Source organism: Pseudomonas anuradhapurensis, from assembly GCF_014269225.2.
GTDB classification, from domain to species: Bacteria; Pseudomonadota; Gammaproteobacteria; order Pseudomonadales; family Pseudomonadaceae; genus Aquipseudomonas; species Aquipseudomonas anuradhapurensis.
Map to the genome: position 1 here is coordinate 4,644,877 of NZ_CP077097.1, position 22,432 is coordinate 4,667,308.

At 64.2% G+C, this 22,432-nt stretch carries 21 protein-coding genes; 9 read left to right on the forward strand and 12 right to left on the reverse strand.

The window, feature by feature from the left end:
- The first annotated feature begins 175 nt into the window (after positions 1-175).
- Positions 176-1,090, forward strand: coding sequence for a histone deacetylase family protein (locus tag HU763_RS21280; RefSeq protein ID WP_186686637.1), 915 nt, complete (start codon positions 176-178; stop codon positions 1,088-1,090).
- A gap of 148 nt (positions 1,091-1,238) precedes the next feature.
- Positions 1,239-2,480 carry a TIGR03862 family flavoprotein gene (locus HU763_RS21285; protein ID WP_186686635.1) on the forward strand — a complete coding sequence of 414 codons (1,242 nt, stop codon included), beginning with the start codon at positions 1,239-1,241 and terminating at the stop codon, positions 2,478-2,480.
- A 136-nt stretch (positions 2,481-2,616) separates the two neighbouring features.
- On the opposite strand, the gene HU763_RS21290 is transcribed toward HU763_RS21285, so the two are convergent.
- Both HU763_RS21290 and yedA read right to left on the reverse strand, forming a co-directional pair.
- Complete coding sequence (locus HU763_RS21290) at positions 2,617-3,948, reverse strand: RNA helicase RhlE1 (RefSeq protein ID WP_186686632.1); 1,332 nt, start codon at positions 3,946-3,948, stop codon at positions 2,617-2,619.
- A 55-nt stretch (positions 3,949-4,003) separates the two neighbouring features.
- A complete protein-coding gene (gene yedA / locus HU763_RS21295) occupies positions 4,004-4,924 on the reverse strand; it encodes a drug/metabolite exporter YedA (protein WP_186686629.1) in 921 nt (306 codons plus the stop codon).
- A gap of 154 nt (positions 4,925-5,078) precedes the next feature.
- Here yedA and HU763_RS21300 point away from each other — a divergent pair, with 154 nt between their 5' ends.
- Positions 5,079-5,528: an Lrp/AsnC family transcriptional regulator gene (locus tag HU763_RS21300; protein ID WP_015271918.1), complete on the forward strand. Its 450-nt coding sequence runs from the start codon at positions 5,079-5,081 to the stop codon at positions 5,526-5,528.
- Here HU763_RS21300 and HU763_RS21305 read toward each other — a convergent pair.
- The 3 genes from HU763_RS21305 to HU763_RS21315 all read right to left on the reverse strand — a co-directional run bounded on the left by HU763_RS21305 (position 5,525) and on the right by HU763_RS21315 (position 7,534).
- Entirely contained in the window at positions 5,525-6,130 is a 606-nt protein-coding gene (locus HU763_RS21305) for a 3'-5' exonuclease (protein WP_186686626.1), read from the reverse strand. The genes HU763_RS21300 and HU763_RS21305 overlap by 4 nt on opposite strands.
- Before the next feature lie 9 nt (positions 6,131-6,139).
- A complete protein-coding gene (locus HU763_RS21310; RefSeq protein ID WP_186686623.1) occupies positions 6,140-6,619 on the reverse strand; it encodes a LabA-like NYN domain-containing protein in 480 nt (159 codons plus the stop codon).
- Between the two features lie 159 nt (positions 6,620-6,778).
- A complete protein-coding gene (locus tag HU763_RS21315; protein WP_186686621.1) occupies positions 6,779-7,534 on the reverse strand; it encodes a DUF2076 domain-containing protein in 756 nt (251 codons plus the stop codon).
- 167 nt (positions 7,535-7,701) lie between these two features.
- On the opposite strand from HU763_RS21315, the gene HU763_RS21320 reads away from it, so the two are divergent.
- The gene (locus HU763_RS21320) at positions 7,702-8,358 is read left to right on the forward strand and encodes a YciC family protein (protein ID WP_186686619.1); all 657 of its coding nucleotides are present in this window, start codon (positions 7,702-7,704) and stop codon (positions 8,356-8,358) included.
- A 12-nt stretch (positions 8,359-8,370) separates the two neighbouring features.
- Here HU763_RS21320 and HU763_RS21325 read toward each other — a convergent pair whose 3' ends face one another.
- A complete protein-coding gene (locus HU763_RS21325) occupies positions 8,371-8,916 on the reverse strand; it encodes a hypothetical protein (protein WP_186686617.1) in 546 nt (181 codons plus the stop codon).
- A 489-nt stretch (positions 8,917-9,405) separates the two neighbouring features.
- Here HU763_RS21325 and HU763_RS21330 point away from each other — a divergent pair, with 489 nt between their 5' ends.
- Entirely contained in the window at positions 9,406-9,900 is a 495-nt protein-coding gene (locus HU763_RS21330; RefSeq protein ID WP_186686615.1) for a hypothetical protein, read from the forward strand.
- Between the two features lie 14 nt (positions 9,901-9,914).
- On the opposite strand, the gene hrpB is transcribed toward HU763_RS21330, so the two are convergent.
- A complete protein-coding gene (hrpB, locus tag HU763_RS21335) occupies positions 9,915-12,443 on the reverse strand; it encodes an ATP-dependent helicase HrpB (protein ID WP_186686613.1) in 2,529 nt (842 codons plus the stop codon).
- A gap of 116 nt (positions 12,444-12,559) precedes the next feature.
- Here hrpB and HU763_RS21340 point away from each other — a divergent pair, with 116 nt between their 5' ends.
- Entirely contained in the window at positions 12,560-12,979 is a 420-nt protein-coding gene (locus HU763_RS21340; protein WP_170032831.1) for a polyribonucleotide nucleotidyltransferase, read from the forward strand.
- A 22-nt stretch (positions 12,980-13,001) separates the two neighbouring features.
- Positions 13,002-13,874: a cation diffusion facilitator family transporter gene (locus HU763_RS21345; RefSeq protein WP_170032833.1), complete on the forward strand. Its 873-nt coding sequence runs from the start codon at positions 13,002-13,004 to the stop codon at positions 13,872-13,874.
- 41 nt (positions 13,875-13,915) lie between these two features.
- Here the strand turns inward: HU763_RS21345 and HU763_RS21350 are convergent, their stop codons facing one another.
- A complete protein-coding gene (locus HU763_RS21350; RefSeq protein WP_186686611.1) occupies positions 13,916-14,698 on the reverse strand; it encodes a DUF6515 family protein in 783 nt (260 codons plus the stop codon).
- A 398-nt stretch (positions 14,699-15,096) separates the two neighbouring features.
- Between HU763_RS21350 and HU763_RS21355 the strand changes: the two genes are divergently transcribed.
- Positions 15,097-15,573 carry an Lrp/AsnC family transcriptional regulator gene (locus tag HU763_RS21355; RefSeq protein ID WP_003249795.1) on the forward strand — a complete coding sequence of 159 codons (477 nt, stop codon included), beginning with the start codon at positions 15,097-15,099 and terminating at the stop codon, positions 15,571-15,573.
- A 54-nt stretch (positions 15,574-15,627) separates the two neighbouring features.
- Complete coding sequence (locus HU763_RS21360) at positions 15,628-15,831, forward strand: DUF2788 domain-containing protein (protein ID WP_003249787.1); 204 nt, start codon at positions 15,628-15,630, stop codon at positions 15,829-15,831.
- 136 nt (positions 15,832-15,967) lie between these two features.
- Here HU763_RS21360 and HU763_RS21365 read toward each other — a convergent pair whose 3' ends face one another.
- The 4 genes from HU763_RS21365 to HU763_RS21380 form a co-directional block, all read right to left on the reverse strand.
- Complete coding sequence (locus HU763_RS21365; RefSeq protein ID WP_225931902.1) at positions 15,968-16,606, reverse strand: pseudouridine synthase; 639 nt, start codon at positions 16,604-16,606, stop codon at positions 15,968-15,970.
- 6 nt (positions 16,607-16,612) lie between these two features.
- Positions 16,613-18,076: an AMP nucleosidase gene (gene amn / locus HU763_RS21370; RefSeq protein ID WP_170032837.1), complete on the reverse strand. Its 1,464-nt coding sequence runs from the start codon at positions 18,074-18,076 to the stop codon at positions 16,613-16,615.
- A 273-nt stretch (positions 18,077-18,349) separates the two neighbouring features.
- Positions 18,350-20,002, reverse strand: a complete 1,653-nt coding sequence (locus tag HU763_RS21375) for an acyl-CoA dehydrogenase family protein (RefSeq protein ID WP_186686608.1) — start codon at positions 20,000-20,002, stop codon at positions 18,350-18,352.
- Between the two features lie 202 nt (positions 20,003-20,204).
- On the reverse strand, positions 20,205-22,193 hold the full coding sequence (locus tag HU763_RS21380; protein WP_186686605.1) for a sensor histidine kinase: 1,989 nt from the start codon (positions 22,191-22,193) through the stop codon (positions 20,205-20,207).
- Positions 22,194-22,432 lie beyond the last annotated feature (239 nt).

Genomic DNA, 22,432 nt, shown 5'->3' on the forward strand with positions numbered 1-22,432 from the left:
CTGCCGAAAAAGGGCTGCGCAGCAGCCCCAAGGTGCTGGCGCACATGCACAACGTGACGGGGCTGCTGTGCAGCCCTTTTGCGGCAGAAGGCCGCTCCTGCAGGGCTCGCATTGCGATAGCAACCACACCCCCGGAACTGGCAAGATCAGCGCTGGCCCCGATTACGAAACCGCCATGCCGCTGCCGCTGATCTACCACGAAGACTACAGCCCGGAGTTCCCTGCCGAACACCGCTTTCCGATGGACAAGTTCCGCCTGCTGCACGACCACCTGATCGACAGCGGGCTGACCACCGACCAGGCCCTGCTGCGCCCGCAGATCTGCCCCAACGACATCCTGGCCCTGGCTCACGACCGCAGCTACATCGAGCGCTACCTGAACGGTGACCTGTCCCGTGAGGACCAGCGGCGCCTCGGCCTGCCCTGGAGCGAGGCCCTGGCCCGGCGTACCGTCCGCGCCGTAGGTGGCTCGTTGCTGAGCGCCGAGATGGCACTGCAGCACGGCATCGCCTGCCACCTTGCCGGTGGCACCCACCATGCCCATTACGATCACCCTGCCGGCTTCTGCATCTTCAACGACCTGGCGGTGATCAGCCGTTACCTGCTGGAGGCCGGGCGGGTTCATCGGGTGCTGATCTTCGACTGCGATGTGCACCAGGGCGACGGTACCGCGCGCATCCTGCACGACACGCCAGACGCCATCACCGTATCGCTGCACTGCGAACAGAACTTCCCGGCCCGCAAGGCGCAGAGCGACTGGGACATCCCCTTGCCACGCGGCATGGGTGACGCGGCCTACCTGAAGGTGGTCGACGATGCCCTGAACTACCTGCTGCCGCTGTATCGTCCCGACCTGGTGCTGTATGACGCCGGTGTCGATGTGCACAAGGACGACGCCCTGGGCTACCTGCAACTGACCGACGCAGGCGTTGCCGCGCGTGACGAAGCGGTGCTGCGCCACTGCCTGGGCCGCGACATCCCGGTGGTGGGGGTGATCGGCGGCGGTTACAGCAAGGACCGGGTAGCGCTGGCCAAGCGTCATGGCATCCTCCACCACAGTGCGGCGCGTGTCATCGGTTGTTCACAATGACTGTGGAGCCGCTTGTGGATAACCTGCGGGAAAGGCGCTGCAGCCCTTGATGGCCGAGGCCTGCAAGCGCCTGATCATTTTTTGACCAGTGCTTCCATGGGCCACGCTGCGCTAGAATGCGCCTCTTTTCCACAGCCTGCTGCCCACCATGCCCGATCTGAAACCCGCCGCCCCCTCCCTTGCTGCCGTCATCGGCGCTGGCCCCGCCGGCCTGATGGCTGCAGAAGCACTGGCCCAGGCGGGCCTGACGGTGGAAGTGTTCGATGCCATGCCCTCGGTCGGCCGCAAGTTCCTGCTGGCGGGTGTCGGCGGTATGAACATCACCCATTCCGAGCCTTACCCGGCCTTCGTCGGCCGTTATGCCGAGCGCCAGGACAACATCGACGCCCTGCTGCGCGACTTCGACGCCGAGGCCTTGCGCCAGTGGATTCATGACCTGGGCATCGAGACCTTTGTCGGCACCTCGGGCCGGGTGTTCCCCACCGACATGAAAGCCGCGCCATTGCTGCGCGCCTGGCTCAAGCGCCTGCGCGACAGCGGGGTGGTTATCCACACCCGTCACCGCTGGTTGGGCTGGAATGCCGAAGGGGCGTTGCGGATGGCTTATCCACAGGGAGAACGGTTGCTTACCCCTGCCGTGGTGGTATTGGCACTGGGCGGCGGCAGTTGGGCGCGACTGGGTTCCGACGGCAGCTGGCAAGCGCTGCTGGCCGAACGGGGTGTGGATATCTCACCCCTGCAGCCGAGCAACTGTGGTTTCGAAGTGGCCGGCTGGAGCGCGTTGCTCAAGGAAAAGTTTGCCGGTGCGCCGCTAAAGAACATTGCCTTGAGCGTCCCTGGCAGCGCGCCGCGCAAAGGTGAGTTCATTCTTACGGCCCAGGGTGTGGAAGGCAGCCTGGTGTATGCCTGGTCAGCGCCGGTGCGCGAAGCCATCAACCGTACCGGCCAAGGGCAGTTGCTGCTTGACCTGTTGCCGGACAAGCCGGTGGAAAAAGTCGCCCAGGCGTTGGCCAGGCCACGGGGCTCGCGCTCCATGGCCAAGCACCTGCACAGCCAGCTGGGTATCGATGGGGTCAAGGCGGCGCTGTTGCGCGAACTGACCGATCAGGCGACCTTTGCCGACCCTGAAGCGCTGGCGAGGGCGATCAAGGCATTGCCGATCACGCTGGTACGCACCCGGCCACTGGATGAAGCAATCAGCAGTGCGGGAGGGGTGCGTTTCGAGGCCCTGGATGAAGGCCTGATGCTGCAGAGCATGTCGGGAGTGTTCTGCGCTGGCGAGATGCTGGACTGGGAAGCACCGACCGGGGGCTATCTGCTGACCGCGTGCTTTGCCAGCGGCTTGCGCGCCGGGCGGGCGGCGGCGGATTGGCTGACGCGGCTTTCCTGACAGATTGCCGGGCTGCTTCGCAGCCCTTTCGCGACACCCGGCCGCGCCCGAAAAACGGCACATTGCCGAGGGTTTGCGCTGTCCTTGTAGGAGCGGCCTTGTGTCGCGATGGGCCGCAAAGCGGCCCCAAAAAACCTCAAGGCTTACGCTTGCGCGGCCCACCATTGAAGCTCGGCACCTTGCGTACCGCCTTCACCGCTGGCGCTGCACTACCCGCCTCGGCACTGTCCATCCAACGCCCCAAGCCACGCTTGGCGCTGTTTTCCTTCGGCTTCTTGGGCTTCTTCGGCTTCTTGATCACCTGGCCGCTGGCATCGGTCATCGGAACCCGGTGGTCGGGGATGAAATCCGGCTCTTCATGGCGCGGCAGGGTCTGCCGGGTCAGCACTTCGATTGCCGCCAGCAACTGCACTTCATCGGCACACACCAGCGAAATCGCTTCGCCCTTGTTGCCGGCACGCCCGGTACGCCCGATGCGGTGCACGTAGTCCTCGGCAACGATCGGCAGGTCGAGGTTGACCACCAGTGGCAAGTCATCGATATCCAGGCCGCGGGCCGCCACGTCAGTGGCCACCAGCACCTGGATTTCGCGGGCCTTGAAGCTGTCCAGGGCGCGCTGGCGGGTGGCTTGCGGGCGGTCACCGTGGATGCCGTCGGCATTCACACCCTCGGCCAGCAAGCGCTCCACCAGCTGGTCGACACCATTGCGGGTCTTGGCGAACACCAGCACCTGCTTCCAGCGCTGCTTGCGCAGCAGGTGACAGAACAGGTCGACCTTGCGTTTTTTATCCACAGGCACCAGCCACTGCTTGACGCTGCTGGCCGTGGCATTGCGCGGGCTGACTTCGATGCTCAGCGGGTTATTCAGGGCCAGGCCCGCCAGCATGCGGATCTGCTCGGAGAAGGTGGCGGAGAACAGCAGCGTCTGGCGCTTGCGTGGCAGTGCGGCGTACACCGACTGCAGCTCTTCGGCAAAGCCCAGGTCGAGCATGCGGTCGGCTTCGTCGAGTACCAGGGTCTGCACCTGGTTGAACTTCACCGCGTTCTGGCGGAACAGGTCGAGCAGACGCCCGGGGGTAGCCACCAGCAGGTCGACACCGCGACGCAGGCGCATCATCTGCGGGTTGATGCTGACCCCGCCATACACCGCGTAGGTGCTCAGCGGCAGGTTCTCGGCGTATTCGCGCACGTTGTTGTGCACCTGCTCGGCCAGTTCACGGGTAGGCACCAGCACCAGCGCGCGGATCGAGTTGCTGGCCACCTTCTCGCCTTCCAGTGCCAGGCGCTGCAGCACGGGCAAGGCAAAGCCGGCAGTCTTGCCGGTGCCGGTCTGGGCTGCGGCCATCAGGTCACGGCCAGCCAGCACGGCGGGGATGGCTTTGGCCTGCACCGGGGTCGGGGTGGTGTAGTCCAGCTGCTGCAGGGTGCGCAGCAGCGGTTCGATCAGGCCGAGTTTGGCGAAATTCATGGCAATACCGTCAGGGGGTTCAGCGAAGGCGGCAAGTTTACCGCATCGCCCCTGTCTACTTGCAGATTTCACCTTTCAGCGGCTGCGCCGGTTCGGGCGCCCTGCGCCACTGCGGCAGGCCGATCAACACCACCGCGCCAATGATCACCGCCATCGCCACGCACTCTTCGGCACCGATCTGCTCACCGGCGAAGACAATGCCCAGCAGCACCGCCACCGCCGGGTTGACGTAGGCATAGCTGGTGGCGGCCGCCGGGCGCACATGCTTGAGCAGGTACATGTAGGCACTGAAGGCCAGGATCGAGCCGAACAGCACCAGGTAGGCCAACGCCCCCCAGCCGGCGGCGCTAGGCATCTGCGTCATGCGTTCGCCAGACAGCACGCTGCCCAGCAACAGCACGGCACCACCGACCAGCATTTCCGCAGCACTGGCCATCGGCCCCTGGGGTAACGGCAGGGTCTTGCTCCACACCGAGCCGAATGCCCAGGACGCTGCGGCAAAAATGATCAGCGCCGCGCCAATCGGGCTGGCCTGCAGGTTGGAGCCCAGGTTCAGCAGGCCAATTCCCACCAGCCCAAGGGCGATGCCCGCCCACTCCAGCCTGGAGTTGCGGTGCCCGAACAGCAGGCCGAACAGCAAGGTAAACAGCGGCACCGTCGCGACTGCCAGCGCCGCCACACCCGAGGCCACCCCGGCATGCTCGGCCACGGTCACGCCGCCGTTGCCGCAACTGAGCAGCAGGAAACCGATCGCCCCCGCCGCCCGCCACTGCGGCCAGGTCGGCGCCGGCACACCGCGCCAGCGCAGGAAGCCATACAGCAAGCCGCCGGCAATCAGGAAGCGTACCCCGGCCATGAGCATCGGCGGCCAGCTTTCGACGCCGATACGGATGAACAGGTAGGTAGACCCCCAGACCAGGTACAAGGCCAGGAAAGCGCCGATGAGCAACAACGGGAAGCGACGGGAGGCAGGCATGGGGCACACTCGAAATCCGTTTACGGGTGGCTTAGTTTAGAAAGGCTGCGGTGTAAACTTAAGTTACAAAACCGCTTTAAATCGCCAGAACACTTTTTATTACATGGTAATTCGGGCACTTTTCCAGCGAATCGAAACCAGGCAGGAACAACCCATGGACAAATACGACCGCATGCTGCTCGCCGCCCTGCTCGACAATGGCCGTGCCACCTTCGCGCAACTGGCGCGCCAGGTGAACCTGTCGGCGCCAGCGGTGGCCGAACGGGTGGCCAAGCTGGAGGCCAGCGGGGTCATCACCGGCTACCAAGCCAAGGTCGACATGAGCAAGATCGGCCTGCCGATCCAGTGCGTGATCGAGCTACGCCTGGCCAGCCACGGTAACCAGCAGGCCTATGAAGCATTGACGCAGATCCCCCAGCTGACCGAATGCCACCGGGTCACCGGTGACCCCTGCGTGATCATGCAGGCCGCGGTGGGCTCGATGCCCGAGCTGGAAGAGCTGATCAACCGGGTCGCGCAGTTCGGCTTCAGCAAAACTTCGATCATTCTTTCCAGCGCCGTGGAGCGACGAGTGCCACTGGCGCAGCTGGAAAAGAAGCCCTAATTGTACCTGGCCAGGGTTTCGCGAACCTTCGCCGCAGGGGTTTTCTGCAGGCGACAGAGCAGCTCGTGGGACAGTTGCTGCACACCATGGCTCTGGCGCAGCACGCCGGCCAGGTGCTGCAACAGGTTGGCGGCCATTTCGGCATCGGCCATGGCCCGGTGCGCGGTCCCCGTATTCGGCAGCCCGGCCCAGCGGGTCAAGGTACCCAGCTTGTGGTTCGGTGCCGCCGGCAGCAAACGCCGGGACAACAACAGGGAACAGGCAAAGGCCTGGCTACGGCTACGGCCGATGCGGCTCAGCTCATAGTCCCAGAACTTCTGGTCGAACGCAGCGTTGTGCGCCAGCAACGGCGTACTGCCCACGAACTCGGCGACTTCGTTCATCACCTGGTCTACCGGCGGCGCACTGCGCAGCATGGCGGTGGTGATGCCGGTCAGCCCGGCAACGAAAGCGGGCACTGGAACACCTGCGTTCATCAGGCTCTGGTAGCGCTCGACGATGCGTCCGCGCTCCAGCATCACCACCGCCACCTCGGTGGCGCGGCAGCCGGCGCCGGGGCTGATGCCGGTGGTTTCAAAGTCGATGACAGCGATACGTTCCATGCAAGGGCCTCAGTGTTTGAGCAACAGCGCACCCTCGATGGGCACATAACGGGTGGCGGCACGGATCAGCGACAGTGCCGTGAGCCCGGGCACACCATACACCACCGCCTCGGTGCCATGGCGCTGGATCACCCGCTCCAGCAGGAGGTCGAAATCACCGTCGCCGGAGGCCAGCACCACCTGGTCGACACGGCTGGCGGCATCCATCACGTCCAGGGTAATGCCGACATCCCAGTCACCTTTGGCCGAGCCGTCGCTGCGCTGGATGAAGGGCTTGAGCCGCACGTCGAAACCGAGGTTACGCAAGATCTGCTGGAACTGTTGCTGCTTGCTGTCGCCACGGTCGATGGCATAAGCCACGGCTTCGATGATCTGGCCTTCGCGGCTGACAGCGTTCCACAACGCGGTGTAGTTGAAATGGCAACCGTAGGCCTGGCGCACGGTGTAGTAGAGGTTCTGCACATCGGCGAACAACGCGATCTTTTTCACCTGGGCATCTCTTGTCAGGCCGGGATTGCTGGGGGCTGCCTTGCAGCCCTTCGCGGGCACGCCCGCTCCCACAGTTATTCACGCGATACTTGTGGGAGCGGGCGTGCCCGCGAAGGGGCGCACAGCGCCCTCAAAATTGCCAGCAGTATGCCAGACCTGTCAGACGTACGAATCGTCGTCCGAGAAGAACCCGCCATCATCGCTGCCATAATCGCTGTCGGCATAACCACCCTGGTCACTGCCCCAACCACCATTGTCGGCAACGTGCTGCTGTGCGCCCGTATCGTTCCAGCCACCGCTGTCACTGGCGGGCGCCGGCTCTTCCTTGATCACTTCGACAACCTCCTGCGGCTGCGCATCATGGTGGAACAGGCTGCTGATGCCCTGCGCCAGCAAGACACCGCCGGCCACGCCGGCCGCAGTCTGCATCGCCCCACCCAGGAAACTGCTGGCACCACTGCGCGCCGGCGCGGTGGTAAAACCGGGCTGCTGCATTTGCGGCTGGGAATAGCCAGGCGCCGCCGGTTCGCGCCAGCCGCCAGTCGATGGCGCCGGGGCGGCAACAGCGGGTTGCGGTTGCATTGCCGAAGCCGCACTGCGGCCACCCGAACCGAAGATGCTGGAAAGGAAACCACCGCCGCCACTGCTTGGCGCACTGCTGGCACGTGCGGCCTCAGCCTGGGCACGCGCCTGCTTCAGTTCGGCTTCCAGTTGCTTGTTCTGCTCGTCGAGGCGCTTGATCGCAGCCTCCTGGACCAGGATCGCCTGGGCCATGTAGTAAGGTGCCGCCGGTTGCTGGCGCACATGCTCCTCGATCCGAGCCTGAGCCTGTGCATCACGTGGCTGGCTCGGGTCCTCGGCTTGCTTGATGCGGCTGAACAGGCCGTCGATCAGGGTTTGTTCTTCGGTATTCATGGGGCAACCTCATGGGGTAGCGGGACAACGGACAGCGTCAAAGATGGGGCGTACAGGCGTGGGATTCAATCACCGGCGCCGTGAAACTTTTTTCAGCAAATGACGGCCCCTGGGCTGCTTTGGGCTAAAGTTAGGCCCCTGTTTTTACTGCCATGCGATGTTGACTGATGAATCCGCTGAGCGTCCTGCGCGACTCCTTGTACTTCTTCCGCCGCCACCTGCCGAGCATTCTCCAGTTGTGCCTGCCCCTGGTGGTGCTGGAGGCCCTGTTCACCCAACTGCTGTACCGCCAGCTGGGCGAGCAGGCATCGCCAGCCTACGGCATGCTGGTCAGCCTGCTGTTCTACCCGCTGTACAGCGCCGCACTGATCCTGTACCTGGACACCCGCAGCAACGGCCAGGACATCGCCAAGCGCAACCTGTTCGCCCGCGCCGTGCAACTGTGGCCGCAACTGGCCCTGCTGATCCTGATCAGCTCGCTGCTGATCATGGCCGGCTTGGCGCTGTTCGTCTTCCCGGGCGTGTGGATCATGATCAACCTGGTGTTCGCCGAGTACCTGCTGGTGCTGCGCGGCCGGCCGGTGGTGCAGTCGATGCGTGACAGCGCAAGCATGACTACCGGACACTTCCTGCGCATCATGGTTTGCGTGCTGGGGGTACTGGCACCGATCTGGCTGATCGATGGGCTGCTGTTGATGGCGTTCCCCGAGCCATCGCCCGGCCTGGAACTGGCCATGGACAGCCTCAGCGGCTTCCTGCAACTGTTCAGCACGGTAGTGCTGTATCGGCTGTTCATGCTGCTGGAATCCCCACCTGAGCGCTGACAGGCAGCAGGCTTACCTGATCGGTGTTATCAGGAACTCGGTAGTCCCAGTAATATTGACGTTCAGGTGGTCGAGATAACCACCTCGTCGATCGAAACTTCTACCATCGCTCGGGTTGTCGCCTATTTCCACAGTCTGCCCAAGGTGGTCTCGCCACCGGCAACGAAGCTGTCGTCCATCCCACGCAAGGGGTTGGAGCTTGAAGAAATTGATCGCATCAGCAGCGACATACATACCGACATAGCCTTTATGGCTACAGGCCAGCCGGCGCCCTTTGCGGCTTGAAGTACCACCAATCAGGTAGTGCAACCGATCACTGGTTTTTGAGCGGAAATTGAATTTGAAGATGCGGCGACCGTCGTCATACGCTTGGCGGGGGTCGCCTTTGATCAGCCAGTCCCAACGCCCCGGGACGATGGATTCGGCGTAGTCTTCCTCTGTGCTGAGCACTATCGGATGGGCGGCTCCCTGGTGAAGCGCATGAATGGTGCAATCGAAGATTTTCAGTGTACCGAAGGACATCGGATCATCGGTGGAGATATCGCTGAGATTCATCATGTAGAGCCCCAATTTGTGAATGGGAAGAAAGGCAGCTGACGCCGCCTCACTCCATTCTTTTCATTGCTGCGGCCCAACAGCAGCACGAAAGGGTTCCCACTCGGTAGCCTCACATGCCGGATATCCCTCCGAACGCCACATAACCCGCGCCATGCAGCGCGCCCCGCCGCCTCGAGTGCCACAGTTCCCCCATGTTCCTCGGGGTTTGGCACGTGCCGTCGCCTCGGCCACCAATGGGTCATCCGGCCATGGACAGCCTCAGCGGCTTCTTACGACTGTTCAGCACTGTGGTGTTGTACCGCCGGTTCATGTTGCTGGAAGGCGAAGCTCGCGGTCAGGGCATGAAGGAAAGACTTCGTTCTGCGTAGTGGCCAGCCTTGGCAATAAGGTGATGAACCTTGAATGCCTGCACAGGAGCGCATCAACGAAGGTCAAATCTGACCTTCCTGCTGAAACCGTCAACCTGAACCTCACGGGTGGAGCACTCCGATGGAAAATACTTCCAGTGACACTTCCTGGCCGGAACACAGTTTTCATGGCCGTATCTACATGATTCATGGGGATCGCAAGATCCCGATCCATCTCAGCAAGGCAACCGATATCCCCGTAGCAAGCCTGATCGCCAACGATTGGTTGGAGTCAGGGGGCGATAAAGCGACAAGGTTCAACTTCAGGTTCCACTCCAGAACCAAAGACCGACTGCATCATCATATCTTCAGCACCCATTACGCCGTGAAACGACAGTTGATGATCAGCGACAACGGTTACTTGGGCCTTTACCTGCCAGTAACACAAGGCGACTACTTCAAGCTCGAGCCCTTGGAAATCACAGAACGGTTTATTCGATGCCGCTGGCGCGACCATTTGGGACACCAGGTGAAGGCCAAGGCCACGGAAACGTTTGCTTGCGACCATAGGGCCTACCTCACCGTAGGCGAAGGGCAGCTACACGAGTTTTTGATCGAACGTAGCCTGCCAAACTGAATTCTCCGCTCGCTTCAGGTGCCGCGCGGCTTCGCCCGTGCGGTAGCTTCGGCCACCAACGGGTCATCCGGCCAGTAATGCTTCGGGTAGCGTCCTTTCAGGTCTTTCTTCACTTCGGCATAGGTCGTACGCCAGAAGCTGGCCAGGTCCTGGGTCACCTGCACCGGCCTGCGTGCCGGTGACAACAGGTGCAGCTTGACCTGCAGGCGGCCATTGGCGATGCGTGGCGTGTCGGCCAGGCCGAACAGCTCCTGCAGGCGCACCGCGAGGATCGGCGGGTTTTCGCTGTAATCCAGGCGGATATTCGACCCGGACGGCACTGCCAGGTGCGCGGGGGCCTGTTCTTCCAGGCGCTGCGGCAACGGCCAGGGCAACAGGTTGCGCAGCATCGACGGCAGGTCCAGCGCGGTGAAATGGCTGAGGCGCGAGACTTTGCCCAGGTACGGCTGCAACCAGTCTTCCAGGCTGGCGAGCAGGGCCTCGTCGCTGAGGTCGGGCCATTCGCTGTGGCCCTCCTTGGCCAGGTCGAGCTGGCGCAACAACGCTACACGTGCCTGCCATTGGCGCAGCTCTGGGGTCCAGCTCAAGAGGTTCAGACCCTTGCGCCGGACCAGCCCCAGCAGCGCCCGGGCCCGCGCCTCGTCGTCCAGGCCGGGCAACGGTTGGCGGCTGAGGATCAGCTCGCCAACCTTGACTTGTCGCTCGGCACGCAACACCTGCTCGCGCTCATCCCAGTCGAGCAGATCAACCCGCTCCACCTGCTCGGCGAGTACGCCATCGAGCAGTGCCGGGTCGAATTCCGCCGCAAGGTAGATACGTTCTTCACGCTGGCCCTGGCGGCTGCCCAGGTCGGCGACCACCAACCAGGGGCACTTCATCAACGCATCGACCTCGGCAAACAGCGCCGCACGACCATTGGCCAGCCGGTACTCCGCGCCGCCCTCGCGACGTTGCTGAGCGACGCGGTCAGGGTAGGCCAGCGCCAGCAAGGCACCCAGCCACCGCGGATGGTCCGGGTCGGCAACCGGCGTTCGCGGCTTACCGCGCAGCAAACCACGGTACTGACGCGCCAGCTGGCGGGCCCGCTGCACGCCGCCCTGGCTGCCACGGGCGGCCTTGCTCTCGCCACTGACCAGCGCCAACCGACCATGCAGGTCGGCACCGCCGCCCCGCTGAATATCCCGCTCGCCCAGTAGCGCAGCGACGTCGCAGGCCATCTGTGCCAACCCCAGGTCCTGACCGCGCAGCAGCAAATGCGCGATACGGGGGTGTGCCGGCAGCTCGGCCATGGCCTGGCCATGTTCGCTGAGGCTGTCGCGGCTGCCGGGTTTGTAGGCGTTGAGCCGTGCCAGCAGGTCCTGGGCCTGGGCGAACGCGGCAGCCGGTGGCTGGTCGAGCCAACGCAACTGCTCGGGCGTCACGCCCCAGCGTGCCAGTTGCAAGGCCAGGCCGGCCAGGTCGGCCTGCAGGATTTCGGCAGTGCCATGGGCGGCCAGTTGCTCATGCTGAGCCTCGGACCACAATCGGTAGCACACGCCGGGCTCCAGGCGGCCAGCACGCCCGGCGCGCTGGGTGGCGCTGGCGCGCGAGATGCGCTGGGTGTCCAGGCGGGTCATGCCGCTGCCGGGATCGAAGCGCGGTACCCGTGCCAAGCCGGCATCGATCACCACCCGCACACCGTCGATGGTCAGGCTGGTCTCGGCGATATTGGTGGCCAGCACCACCTTGCGCCGGCCGTTGGGCGCCGGGTCGATGGCCGCGCGCTGGGCATCGAGGTCGAGTTCGCCATGCAGCGGGCACAGCAGGATTTCGGGCCGTTCACCCAGCGCTTCCAGCAGGCTCTGGTGCACCCGGCGTATCTCGGCCTGGCCTGGCAGGAACACCAGCACACTACCGGCTTGCTCGGCCAACGCCTGCAATACACTGTCCACTACCCGTGGCTCAATGAACTCGCCCGGCTGGAAGGGGCGCCCCCAGCGGATATCCACGGGGTGCATGCGGCCTTGGCTGCTGACCACCGGGGCATCGCCCAGCAGCCGGGACAGGCGCTCCCCCTCCAGGGTCGCAGACATCAGCAGGATCTTCAGTGGCGGGTCGTCTCGTAGCAACTCGCGGCCATTGAGGCTCAGCGCCAGGGCCAGGTCGGCGTCAAGGCTGCGCTCGTGGAACTCGTCGAAGATCAGCAGTCCCACCCCCTCCAGCGCCGGGTCGGCCTGCAGGCGGCGGGTGAGGATGCCTTCGGTCACCACTTCGATGCGCGTGTTCGGCCCAACCTTGCTGTCCAGCCGAATGCGGTAGCCCACCGTTTCGCCGACCTTTTCGCCCAGCTCGCTGGCCAGGCGCTCGGCTGCAGCCCGGGCCGCCAGGCGCCGTGGCTCGAGCATCAGAATGCTCTGCCCGGCCAGCCAGGGCTCGCTGAGCAGCGCCAGCGGTACGCGGGTGGTCTTGCCGGCGCCGGGCGGCGCCTCGAGCACCGCTTCGTCACGGTTTTGCAGGGCTTCGCGCAAGGCGGGCAAGACAACATCGATCGGTAATGAAATCATGGTGGTCCTCGAACAATCCCGCGAGTATAACGGCGAACCCAGCCTGCTCTATCATGGTCTTAGCTTCAGGTGCAGGCGCTTCGCTTGCCCTGCTGAACACCTTTTCGGAGATTCACATGCGCATCCCAACCCGCGTCATCGGTAGCGCCCTCATCGTCACCCTGCTGGCCCAACTGACTGCCTGCGGCACCATTCTCTACCCGGAACGTCGCGGCCAGATCGGCGGCAAGATCGACCCTGTGGTTGCTGCAATGGATGCCATCGGCATCCTGTTCTATGTGATTCCGGGGCTGATCGCCTTCGGCATCGACTTCGCCACGGGCGCCATCTACTACTCAGGCGGGCGCAGCGCCCAGGTCGATCCGGTCAAGCTGCGCGAGGCGGTCAGCCCCGATGGCAAGGTCGACAACCTGAAGCTACAAGCCATCCTCGAGAGCGAACTGGGCCAACGCCTGCCGTTGAACGACCCACGGCTGATCCAGCATCGCGGCAGCATCGAACAACTTGCCACCCTGGACCTGGTACCGTCGGCCTGAACCGTAAGGACACTGCCCAAGGATGACCACCACCCCGGCTGAACACCAGCGCCTGCTGCGCCTGGCCACGCGCGCTTCATTGGCAGTAGCCGGCATCCTGGTCCTGAGCAAGGCCGTGGCCTGGTGGCTGAGCGGCTCGGTCAGCCTGCTGGCCGGGCTGACCGACTCGGCACTGGATGCCGTTGCCTCGTTCCTCAACCTGCTCGCCGTGCACTATGCGCTGCGCCCGGCCGACGACGATCACCGTTACGGCCACGGCAAGGCCGAAGCCCTGGCCGGCATGGCACAGGCGTTGTTCATCGGGGTCAGTGCAGTGCTGATCGGGGTGCAGGCGGCCGAGCGCCTGCATAGCCCGAAGCCGTTGGGCGATACCGACATCGGCATCGCAGTGATGGTGCTGTCGCTGGTGTTGACGCTCGCCCTGCTGGCTTTGCAGTACAAGGTCATCCGCCTGACCGGCTCCACGGCGGTGCGCGCCGACTCCCTGCACTACCGCTCGGACCTGCTGCTCAATGGCAGCATCCTCCTGGCGTTGCTGCTGGCACGCTTTGGCTGGCCGCAGCTGGACGCACTGTTCGGCCTGGGCATCGCTGCCTACATCCTGTGGAGCGCGCTGCAGATTGCCAGGGAGAGCACGGCCATCCTGATGGACAAGGAACTGCCCGGCGATGTCGGCGAGGACATGGCCACGCTGGTACTGGCCATACCCGGCGTGAAAGGCGTGCACGACCTGCGTACGCGGGTATCAGGCAACCAGTGGTTCGTGCAGTTGCACCTGGAACTGCCGGGGATGTTGCCGCTGGATGAAGCGCATGGCCTGTGCGTCAAGGCCTCGGAAGTCATCCGTCAGCGCTATCCGCAGGCCGATGTAATGGTGCATGCCGACCCGGTGTGAACCTGCCAGGGCCCTGTCGCTGGCAAGCCCGCTGCCACGCGTCAGTTGATGCTGTAGCCTCGGCCACTGAAGCAGGCCCCCAGCGCTCGCCGATAGTTATCGGCCACATTGGCCGGCGGCGCATACGCCGCTGTCGCCGGGTCGAACCCTGACTGGCTGACCGCCCAGCGGTGGCACTGGTAACGGTCTAGGTCCTGCTGCTCCTGCCCCTGCCCATGCATCGGGTAAGCCACCACATCATAACCACCGCCCACAGGGGGCGACGCGGTTTCAGGCGGGTTGACCACCACGTACTCGCGGCTGTCGGCCAGGTACTGGTAATAGGTATCGGCCACCACGAAGAACAGCGCCCCACCCAACCAGACTTCCCGCGCATAGGGCGGCAGGTATTCGACACGCATGCCGTAGGGCGGGGTAACCACGACATACCTGCCCGCGTGCGGGCGGAACCAGTAGCCACCGGAGTAGAAATAGTCATCGCCACGGTAGGGCAGTTTCCAGTAACGGTCCGGGAACTGATCGAGGGTGTGCCCAGGGCGATACTGCGGCCCTGGGCCCCAGCCATCGCCATGCCCATCCGGGCGCCCCTGCCAGTCGCCGCCGGGCCGTTGCCCCGGGCCGCCGGCTTGCCAGTAGCGGTGTTCACCATGGCGACGCGGAATGTCCTGGTAGTAGCCTTGGCGTGGCGGCTGCGTCTGTTGCACTTCGTCGCGCGAGTTGAGTGCGCGAGCGGGCGCCTCGCCAGGCCCTTCGGCCATCACCGCGAAGCTGATGCCCACCCCCAACACACCAACACCTGCCAACTGCCAGATGCGCGACTTCATGGTATTCCTCTCGGTAGAAAAAACGGCGCTGGCAAGCAGTCTACCGCGCCTAACACACGGGCCAAGGAATTTTCACGGGCATGAAAAAAGGGAGGCCGCAGGGCCTCCCTTCAGAAATTTGTCGTCCGTGCTCGGCACTTGTGGCGCCGGCTCACCTCACACCGTCTTCTGGAAGGTGTGTAGCCCGGGGGCCTGGCACATCCTGTTGGATGGCTGGCCGCGACCGCCCGCCTGGGGCACGTCGCCGTGGACTGATGTCCGGGCAGTGATTCTGTGGATAAAGATACCGGACAGGGTGCGGCAGCGGATTGCGAAGATTGCTCGGATAAATAGCACTTGCGCAATTTTTCGCCCCGGATTGATAATTCGCCGCAATCGGAACAGAAAAGGCATAAACCATGAGCAAACTTGACCGCTACGACCTGAGCATCCTCGCCGAATTGCAGCGCGATGCGCGCATTTCCAACCAGGAACTGGCCGAACGCATTGGCCTGTCGCCTTCGCCATGCTCGCGTCGGGTCAAGCAACTGGAGGATGATGGCTACATCTCGCGCCAGGTGGCCCTGCTCGACCGCAAGAAGCTCGGCCTGAGCCTGACCGCCTACGTGCTGATTGGCATGGACCGCCACACCCCGGAGCGCTTCGAAACCTTCGAGGCGGCCATCCGCAACCTGCCCCAGGTACTCGAATGCAGCCTGGTGACCGGGATGGATGCCGACTACCAGCTGAAGGTGGTGGTGCCGGACATGGACCACTATCAGAAGCTGCTGCTGGGCAGCCTGACCCGTATCGAAGGCGTCACCAGCGTGCGCTCGAGCTTCGTGCTCAACCAGGTGCTGGCCAGCACCGAGCTGCCATTGACCCACCTGCGCTGAACGCTCTCGCCAGCCGGCGTATAATCGGCTGCTCAGCCTGCCTGGAGAACACTGATGGATCCCGCCGTATTTGAAGAGTGGATGATGATCATCCTGGTCACCGTGCTGATCGGTTTCATGGGCTTTATCGTCTGGGACCTGGCGAAAAAGTCCAAGGCAGGCAAGTTTGGTACGTTGATCCTGTTCTTCGTGCTGGGGCTGGGGGTGTTGGCCTTTATCATCAAGAGCGTGGTGGTGGGATTTCTCGAAGGGGTGTAGGGCTGGAGAAAGCCGGGAGCGCTATGCGCTCCTTTCGCGACACAAGGCCGCTCCTACAGGGATCGCACGATGCTGAGCTTGCGCTCTACCTGTAGGAGCGGCCTTGTGTCGCGATGGGCCGCAAAGCGGCCCCCTGCTAGCGCTGCAACTTCGCCGGCACCTCACGCCAGCAGCCCTGCTCCAGCCCATCCAGCGCCCAATCGCCGATCCGCACCCGCACCAGGCGCAAGGTTGGCAACCCCACCGCCGCCGTCATCCGCCGCACCTGACGGTTACGTCCTTCGCGAATCACCAGCTCCAGCCAGCTGGTCGGCACGCTCTTGCGAAAACGTACCGGCGGGTTGCGCGGCCACAGCTCGGGCTCTTCCAGGCGCCGCGCCTCGGCCGGCAAGGTCGGCCCGTCGTTCAGCGCCACGCCATCGCGCAAGCACTGCAACTGCTCCTCGCTCGGCTGCCCTTCCACCTGCACCCAATAGGTTTTCGCCAGCTTGTGCTTCGGATCGGCGATGCGCGCCTGCAAGCCACCGTCGTTGGTCAGCAGCAACAAGCCCTCGCTGTCGCGGTCCAGGCGCCCGGCCGGGTACACGCCGGGGATGTCGATATAGTCCTTGAGCGTCGCCCGCCCGTCGCCGTCGCTGAACTGGGTCAGTACGTCGAACGGCTTGTTGAACAGGATCAGGCGTGGCTCGGCGGGGGGCGCCTTGGGCTGGCGACGCGGGCCGGTGGCAGGCCGCGCCTGGGGGTGGCGCGGCTTGGAACGGGGGGGCAGTGACATGGGGCCTCAGCGGAACGGCGGCTCATCGAAACTGCGCAGTTTACGCGAGTGCAGCGAGTTGAGCTCGGTACGCAGCAGGTCGAGCGCGGCAATGCCGATCTTCAGGTGCTGGCTGACCGCCCGGTTGTAGAACGCGTTGGCCGAACCCGGCAGCTTGATTTCGCTGTGCAACGGCTTGTCGGAAACACACAGCAAGGTGCCGTATGGCACGCGCAAGCGGTAACCCTGGGCGGCAATGGTGCCGCTTTCCATGTCTACCGCCACGGCACGCGACAGGTTGATCAGCGGCCGCTCCTGAGCCCAGCGCAGCTCCCAGTTGCGGTCGTCGTAGGTCAGCACGGTGCCGGTGCGCAAGCGCTTCTTCAGCTGTTCGCCACGCTCGCCGGTGACCTGCGCGGCGGCTTCCTGCAAGGCCAGTTGCACTTCGGCCAACGCCGGGATCGGGATGTTCGGCGGCACCACCCGGTCGAGGATGCCGTCACGGCGCATGTAGGCGTGTGCCAGCACATAGTCGCCGATGGTCTGCGACTGCCGCAGGCCGCCACAGTGGCCGATCATCAACCAGCAGTGCGGGCGCAGCACGGCCAGGTGGTCGGTGATGTTCTTGGCATTGGACGGGCCGACGCCAATGTTGACCAGGGTGACGCCGTCGCCGTCGGCGGCGATCAGGTGGTAGGCCGGCATCTGGTAGCGGTGCCACACCACACTGGCCACCAGGGCCTGGGTTTCACCGTGGTCCATGCCCTTTTCGATCACCACGTTGCCCGGTAGGACCATACGCACGAAGCGCGGGTCATCACGCAGTTGGTCGAGCCCGTGGCTGATGAACTGGTCGACATAGCGGTGGTAGTTGGTCAGCAGGATCCACGGCTGCACGTGGCGCCAGTCGCTGCCGGTGTAGTGCACCAGGCGACGCAGCGAGAAGTCGACTCGCGCGGCATCGAACAACGCCAGCGGCAGGGTTTCGGCGCCGCCCCAGTCGTACAGGCCGTCGGCAATATTGTCGGTGGCCGCCGACAGGTCGGTGCTGGGGAACACCCGCGCCAACTGGGCGGCGGTAATGCCGCTGCCGGCCAGCTCGTCGCCCTGGTCGACCACGTAGGGGTAAGGGATGTTCTGCTCGCTGACGCCGACCTCTACCGTCACCGTGTAATCGTGCATCAGCGGGCGCAGCTGCTCGAGCAGATAGGCACGGAATGCGGCTGGCTGGGTGATGGTGACACTGTAGGTGCCGGCCACCTGCACCTTGGCATAGGCGCGCGTGGTGGCGGCGACTTCACCGTGGCTGTAGTAGGTCAGGCGCAGCGCGGGGTAGCGAAACAGGTCGCGCGCTTCGGCGTCCGGCTCGGTACGGTCCTTCAGGTAACGCTTGAGGGCCTGGCTGAGGGCCCCGGTGGCCTGGTCATGCAAGGCCGCCAGACGGTCGACGGCCTGTTCGGGAGTATCAACGACTACAAACGCTTGGCTCACACTGTGCTTCCTGTCTGGACATGCATGTGAACCATCTTGCCTGCCTTCGTGGGTAAATACACCCCCATTGATCGGTGTTAATCAGCAGGCCAGCGCTGTTCCTTGTAGGAGCGGCCTTGTGTCGCGATGGGCTGCAAAGCAGCCCCGGGGTTCAGCGCCGGTGCACAAATTGCCGGGGCTGCTTCGCAGCCCATCGCGACACAAGGCCGCTCCTACAAGTTCCGTGCATGGTTTGGAGGCAGCGCAAGACCTGTTGCAGCGGGCCACGCCAGCTCAGTCGCTCCAGACTGGCGTGGCCCGCATCACCAACGCCTGCGCATCTACACCCCGCGGCAAGGCCCCGTAAACCCGGCCACCACCCGTCAGCCGGCTGTCGATGAACGCATCACTCACCAGCGCATTCCCGGCCTCAAGCAGCAGCTTGGCCTGCAACGCCAGGGCAATATCCTCGGTCAGCTGCCGCGCGCGATACTGCATGTCGCCAGTGTCGGCAAACGCCCCCTTGAGGTTGCCGATATGCGCCGCCAGGCGCGGGTCGCCGTGCCCATCACCCAATTCGGCGAACAACGCGTCGAGCACACCCGGTTCCTTGGACAACGCACGCAGCACATCCAGGCACTGCACGTTGCCCGAGCCTTCCCAGGTCGAGTTGACCGGTGCCTCGCGGTACAGCCGTGGCAGGATGCTGTCCTCCACATAACCCGCACCGCCCAGGCACTCGGCGGCCTCGTTGATCATGGCTGGCGCACGTTTGCAGATCCAGTACTTGCCCACCGCCGTGACCAAGCGGGCGAAATGCGCCTGCTGCGGGTCGTCCGGCTGTTCCAGCGCCTGCCCCATGCGCAGGCTCAAGGCCAATGCCGCCTCGCTTTCCAGGGCCAGGTCAGCCAGCACGTTCTGCATCAATGGCTGCTCGTTCAGCAACCGCCCGCCAACCTTGCGGTGCGCGCAGTGGTGCGCCGCCTGGGTCAACGCCTGACGCATCAGGGCGCTGGAACCGACCATGCAGTCGAAGCGGGTCATGGCCACCATTTCGATGATGGTCGGCACCCCTCGCCCCTCCTCCCCGACCATCCATGCCAGGGCACCGCGGAACTCCACCTCGCTGGAGGCGTTGGAGTGGTTGCCCAGCTTGTTCTTCAAGCGCTGGATATAGAACTGGTTGCGGCTGTCATCCGGGCGATGGCGCGGTAGCAGGAAGCAGCTCAGGCCTTTTTCGGTTTGTGCCAGGGTAAGGAAGGCATCGCACATGGGCGCCGAACAGAACCACTTGTGCCCGACCAGCTCATAGGCCTGGCCCGGGCCCGCCGCGCCGACTGGATAGGCCCGGGTGGTGTTGGCCCGTACATCGGTGCCGCCTTGCTTCTCGGTCATGGCCATGCCCAGGGTGACCCCAGCCTTGTGGCGGTCGCCGACGTTGCGCGGGTCATATTCGCAGGCGAGGATTTTCGGCAGCCAGTACTCGGCCAGTTCTGGCTGCAGGCGCAGCGCCGGGACAGCGGCGAAGGTCATGGTCAGCGGGCACCCGCTGCCGGCCTCGGCCTGGCTGTGCAGGTAGGTCATCGACGCCCGAGCCACATGCGCGCCAGGGCGGGGCTCGGCCCACGGCAATGAAGGCAGGCCGTGCTCGACGGCGGTGCGCATCAGCTCGTGGTAGGCGGGATGGAACTCGACCAGGTCGATGCGATGGCCGTAACGGTCGTGGCTGCTGAATTCCGGCTTGTGCGCATTGGCCAGGAAACCCGCCTGCATCAGCGGACCGCCGGCCAGGGCACCGTAGGCATCGATCCGCGACTCGGCCCAACCGGCACCGAAACGCCGTGACCATTCCTGTAGCGGCAGGTCGAGGCGGTACAGGTTGGCACCGTCGAGGGGCGGTGGCTGGTTGGTGACCTCGTGGGTTTCAGCGTACTGGTGCAGGTTCATCGGGGGCTCCTGGATCCGGGTAGCTTGAAGCACCAGTGAAGCACTCCCTGTGGGCCAGTCAAAGTGACATTAATGACTAAACGTGTGGGGGGCATGTCTTGGGAATGCAGCAGGTTGACCGGCTCGCCATAACACACTCGATCCCACAGGCGCTCCCCCCGTCACGGCGAACACCTGTCAGACCCAACCTGATGCCATGCGCTCACAACGAATTCCCCGTCTGCAGCGTATGCGAGGGCAATTGCACCTGCGCCACAGCCATGTTCAAACTCAACTCGAACCGGCTCCCCAACCCCCGGGTCGACTCATGCGCCAACCTCGCCCCCAGCAACTCGCCCATTTGCCGACAGATCGACAAGCCAATCCCCAGCCCGCCATAACGCCGGGTCATCGAACCATCGACCTGGAAGAAGCGCTGATACAAGGTCGACTGGTCCAGGTCATCGAAGCCAATGCCGCTGTCGCTGACAATGAACGTCAACGCCAGGTCGTGCGGCCCTACCCGGCGGCCGCGCACCTGCACCAGCACGCCGCCCTGGTGGGTGAACTTCAGGCCGTTGTCCACCAGGCAACCCAGGCAACGGGCCAGTTTCTGGCCATCGCCCAGCAACCCGTCCGGCAGCTCGGCCGGGATGTCCAGGCTCAGGTAGAGGCCTTTGCCCAACGCCTGCCCGGCATAACCGGCGCGCAAGCCGTGCAGCAGCGAGCGCAGGCTGAACGGCGCCGGCTGCGCGCGCAGGCGGCCGGCCTGCAGTTCGGACAGGGTCAGCAGGGCATCGACCATGTCCATCATGCCCTGCGCCGAGCCCACTGCAGTGCGGTGGTACTGGGCCATTTCGGCCTCCATTGGCAGGGTGTCCATCAGCTCGAGCGAGCCGATCACACCGTTCATCGGCGTGCGCAGCTCATGCGTCACGCTGGCCAGGAACTCATCTTTCAGGCGGTTGCTCCTGGCCAGCTGCAGGTTCAACTGCTCCAGCGTCCGCCCGGCGTCACGCAAGGTCTGCGCCTGCTGCTCGCGCAAGTTGTTGATGCGGTCGGCCAGGGCCAGCGACAGCAAGGCCACCTCCAGCGCCGAACCCAGCTGGCTGGCATACATGGTGATGAACACATTCGGCAGGTAGCCCAACACCATCAGGGTGTTGGCCAGGCCGCCGAGCAGGAATGCCGTCCAGGCAATGATGAACCAGCGCGCCACGCGCAAGCCATGCCACCAGGCGTACAGCCCGGCGCTGAAGATGCTCACGGTGAACAACAGTGCCAGCGCCGTGGCCATGCGCAGGGCCACGCCATAAGGCATGGCGACGGCCAGTACCATGACCAGCGCGCCCCCCAGCATCAGCGCTTGCAGCAGCCGGTCGAAGCCACGGCTGATGCTGGCCAACTGCAGGAAGTGCCGGGCGAACTGGCAGCCGAACAGTCCAGCAGCACCGATGAACAGCGGCGTCGAGGCATTAGCCCACCAGGGGCTGTCAGGCCACAGGTAAGCCACGCCGGCGCCATTCACCGACACCTGGTAAAAGCCGAACGAAGCGATATAGAGGATGTAGTAGAGGTAGCTGACGTCGCGCACGCTGAGGTAGATGAACAGGTTGTACACCAGCATCACCAACAGCACGCCATAGATCATGCCCAGCACGTACAGGCGCGTAGGCTGCGCTTCCAGGTAGGCCTCGGCGGACCATAGCGCCAGCGGCGCCTGCAGCGAGCCCTGGCTGTGCAGGCGCAGGTAGACGGTGGTCACCTGGCCGGGCGGCAGCTGCAGCTCTAACAAGTAGTTGTTCTGCCGGATCTGCCGGCTGTCGTAGGGCAAGGCGTCGCCGGTGCGCCGGGCCAGGCGGTAGCCGCCGCTGCCGTCAGGCAGGTACAGCTCGAGGTGGTCCAACGGCGGATAGGCCAGCTCCAGCAGCCATTGCCGGGCGGCTGCACCAGGTGCAGCCAGGGGGCGCAGTTCGACCTTGAGCCAGAATACCGAGGTGGAATAACCGGCGTTCAGCACCTCTTCGTGGTGAGGGCGAAAGCGCTTGGCAAACTCTGGGGCGGTGACCTGAGCGATGCTGGCGCTGCCAGCGGGGTCTTCATAGACCTGCATCGCCTTGCCCAGCGGAAGATGACCGGTGGCGTCGTCGAAATCGACCGCTCCGGCCAGCAAGGGCAATACCCCCAGAAGCACAATCAGCAAATAGCGCATACAGCCCCAGCATGGCCTGTCCGGTCGAGTCGCGGTTGCCTCCTATCCGTTTGAGACGACCTGATCCGGCAGAACCCGTTTGTCGAGTTATCCGAGCACTCTAGCATAGCTTTGCAACCTGGCAATCGGCCACATCCCTGCACAAAGAAAAGGCTCTAAATCAATGCTTTCAGAACTAAGCAAAAGAAAAAACTGACTGCTTGATCAACAAAACCCATTGGCTGGACGATTCGCCCAAA

What these genes read in the sequence shown, in the direction of transcription:
- HU763_RS21280 (WP_186686637.1), top strand. Translation starts at nt 176, where the DNA reads ATGCCGCTGCCGCTGATCTACCACGAAGACTACAGCCCGGAGTTCCCT.
- HU763_RS21285 (WP_186686635.1), top strand. Translation starts at nt 1,239, where the DNA reads ATGCCCGATCTGAAACCCGCCGCCCCCTCCCTTGCTGCCGTCATCGGC.
- HU763_RS21290 (WP_186686632.1), bottom strand. Translation starts at nt 3,948, where the DNA reads ATGAATTTCGCCAAACTCGGCCTGATCGAACCGCTGCTGCGCACCCTG.
- yedA (WP_186686629.1), bottom strand. Translation starts at nt 4,924, where the DNA reads ATGCCTGCCTCCCGTCGCTTCCCGTTGTTGCTCATCGGCGCTTTCCTG.
- HU763_RS21300 (WP_015271918.1), top strand. Translation starts at nt 5,079, where the DNA reads ATGGACAAATACGACCGCATGCTGCTCGCCGCCCTGCTCGACAATGGC.
- HU763_RS21305 (WP_186686626.1), bottom strand. Translation starts at nt 6,130, where the DNA reads ATGGAACGTATCGCTGTCATCGACTTTGAAACCACCGGCATCAGCCCC.
- HU763_RS21315 (WP_186686621.1), bottom strand. Translation starts at nt 7,534, where the DNA reads ATGAATACCGAAGAACAAACCCTGATCGACGGCCTGTTCAGCCGCATC.
- HU763_RS21320 (WP_186686619.1), top strand. Translation starts at nt 7,702, where the DNA reads ATGAATCCGCTGAGCGTCCTGCGCGACTCCTTGTACTTCTTCCGCCGC.
- HU763_RS21325 (WP_186686617.1), bottom strand. Translation starts at nt 8,916, where the DNA reads ATGATGAATCTCAGCGATATCTCCACCGATGATCCGATGTCCTTCGGT.
- HU763_RS21330 (WP_186686615.1), top strand. Translation starts at nt 9,406, where the DNA reads ATGGAAAATACTTCCAGTGACACTTCCTGGCCGGAACACAGTTTTCAT.
- hrpB (WP_186686613.1), bottom strand. Translation starts at nt 12,443, where the DNA reads ATGATTTCATTACCGATCGATGTTGTCTTGCCCGCCTTGCGCGAAGCC.
- HU763_RS21340 (WP_170032831.1), top strand. Translation starts at nt 12,560, where the DNA reads ATGCGCATCCCAACCCGCGTCATCGGTAGCGCCCTCATCGTCACCCTG.
- HU763_RS21345 (WP_170032833.1), top strand. Translation starts at nt 13,002, where the DNA reads ATGACCACCACCCCGGCTGAACACCAGCGCCTGCTGCGCCTGGCCACG.
- HU763_RS21350 (WP_186686611.1), bottom strand. Translation starts at nt 14,698, where the DNA reads ATGAAGTCGCGCATCTGGCAGTTGGCAGGTGTTGGTGTGTTGGGGGTG.
- HU763_RS21355 (WP_003249795.1), top strand. Translation starts at nt 15,097, where the DNA reads ATGAGCAAACTTGACCGCTACGACCTGAGCATCCTCGCCGAATTGCAG.
- HU763_RS21360 (WP_003249787.1), top strand. Translation starts at nt 15,628, where the DNA reads ATGGATCCCGCCGTATTTGAAGAGTGGATGATGATCATCCTGGTCACC.
- HU763_RS21365 (WP_225931902.1), bottom strand. Translation starts at nt 16,606, where the DNA reads ATGTCACTGCCCCCCCGTTCCAAGCCGCGCCACCCCCAGGCGCGGCCT.
- HU763_RS21375 (WP_186686608.1), bottom strand. Translation starts at nt 20,002, where the DNA reads ATGAACCTGCACCAGTACGCTGAAACCCACGAGGTCACCAACCAGCCA.
- HU763_RS21380 (WP_186686605.1), bottom strand. Translation starts at nt 22,193, where the DNA reads ATGCGCTATTTGCTGATTGTGCTTCTGGGGGTATTGCCCTTGCTGGCC.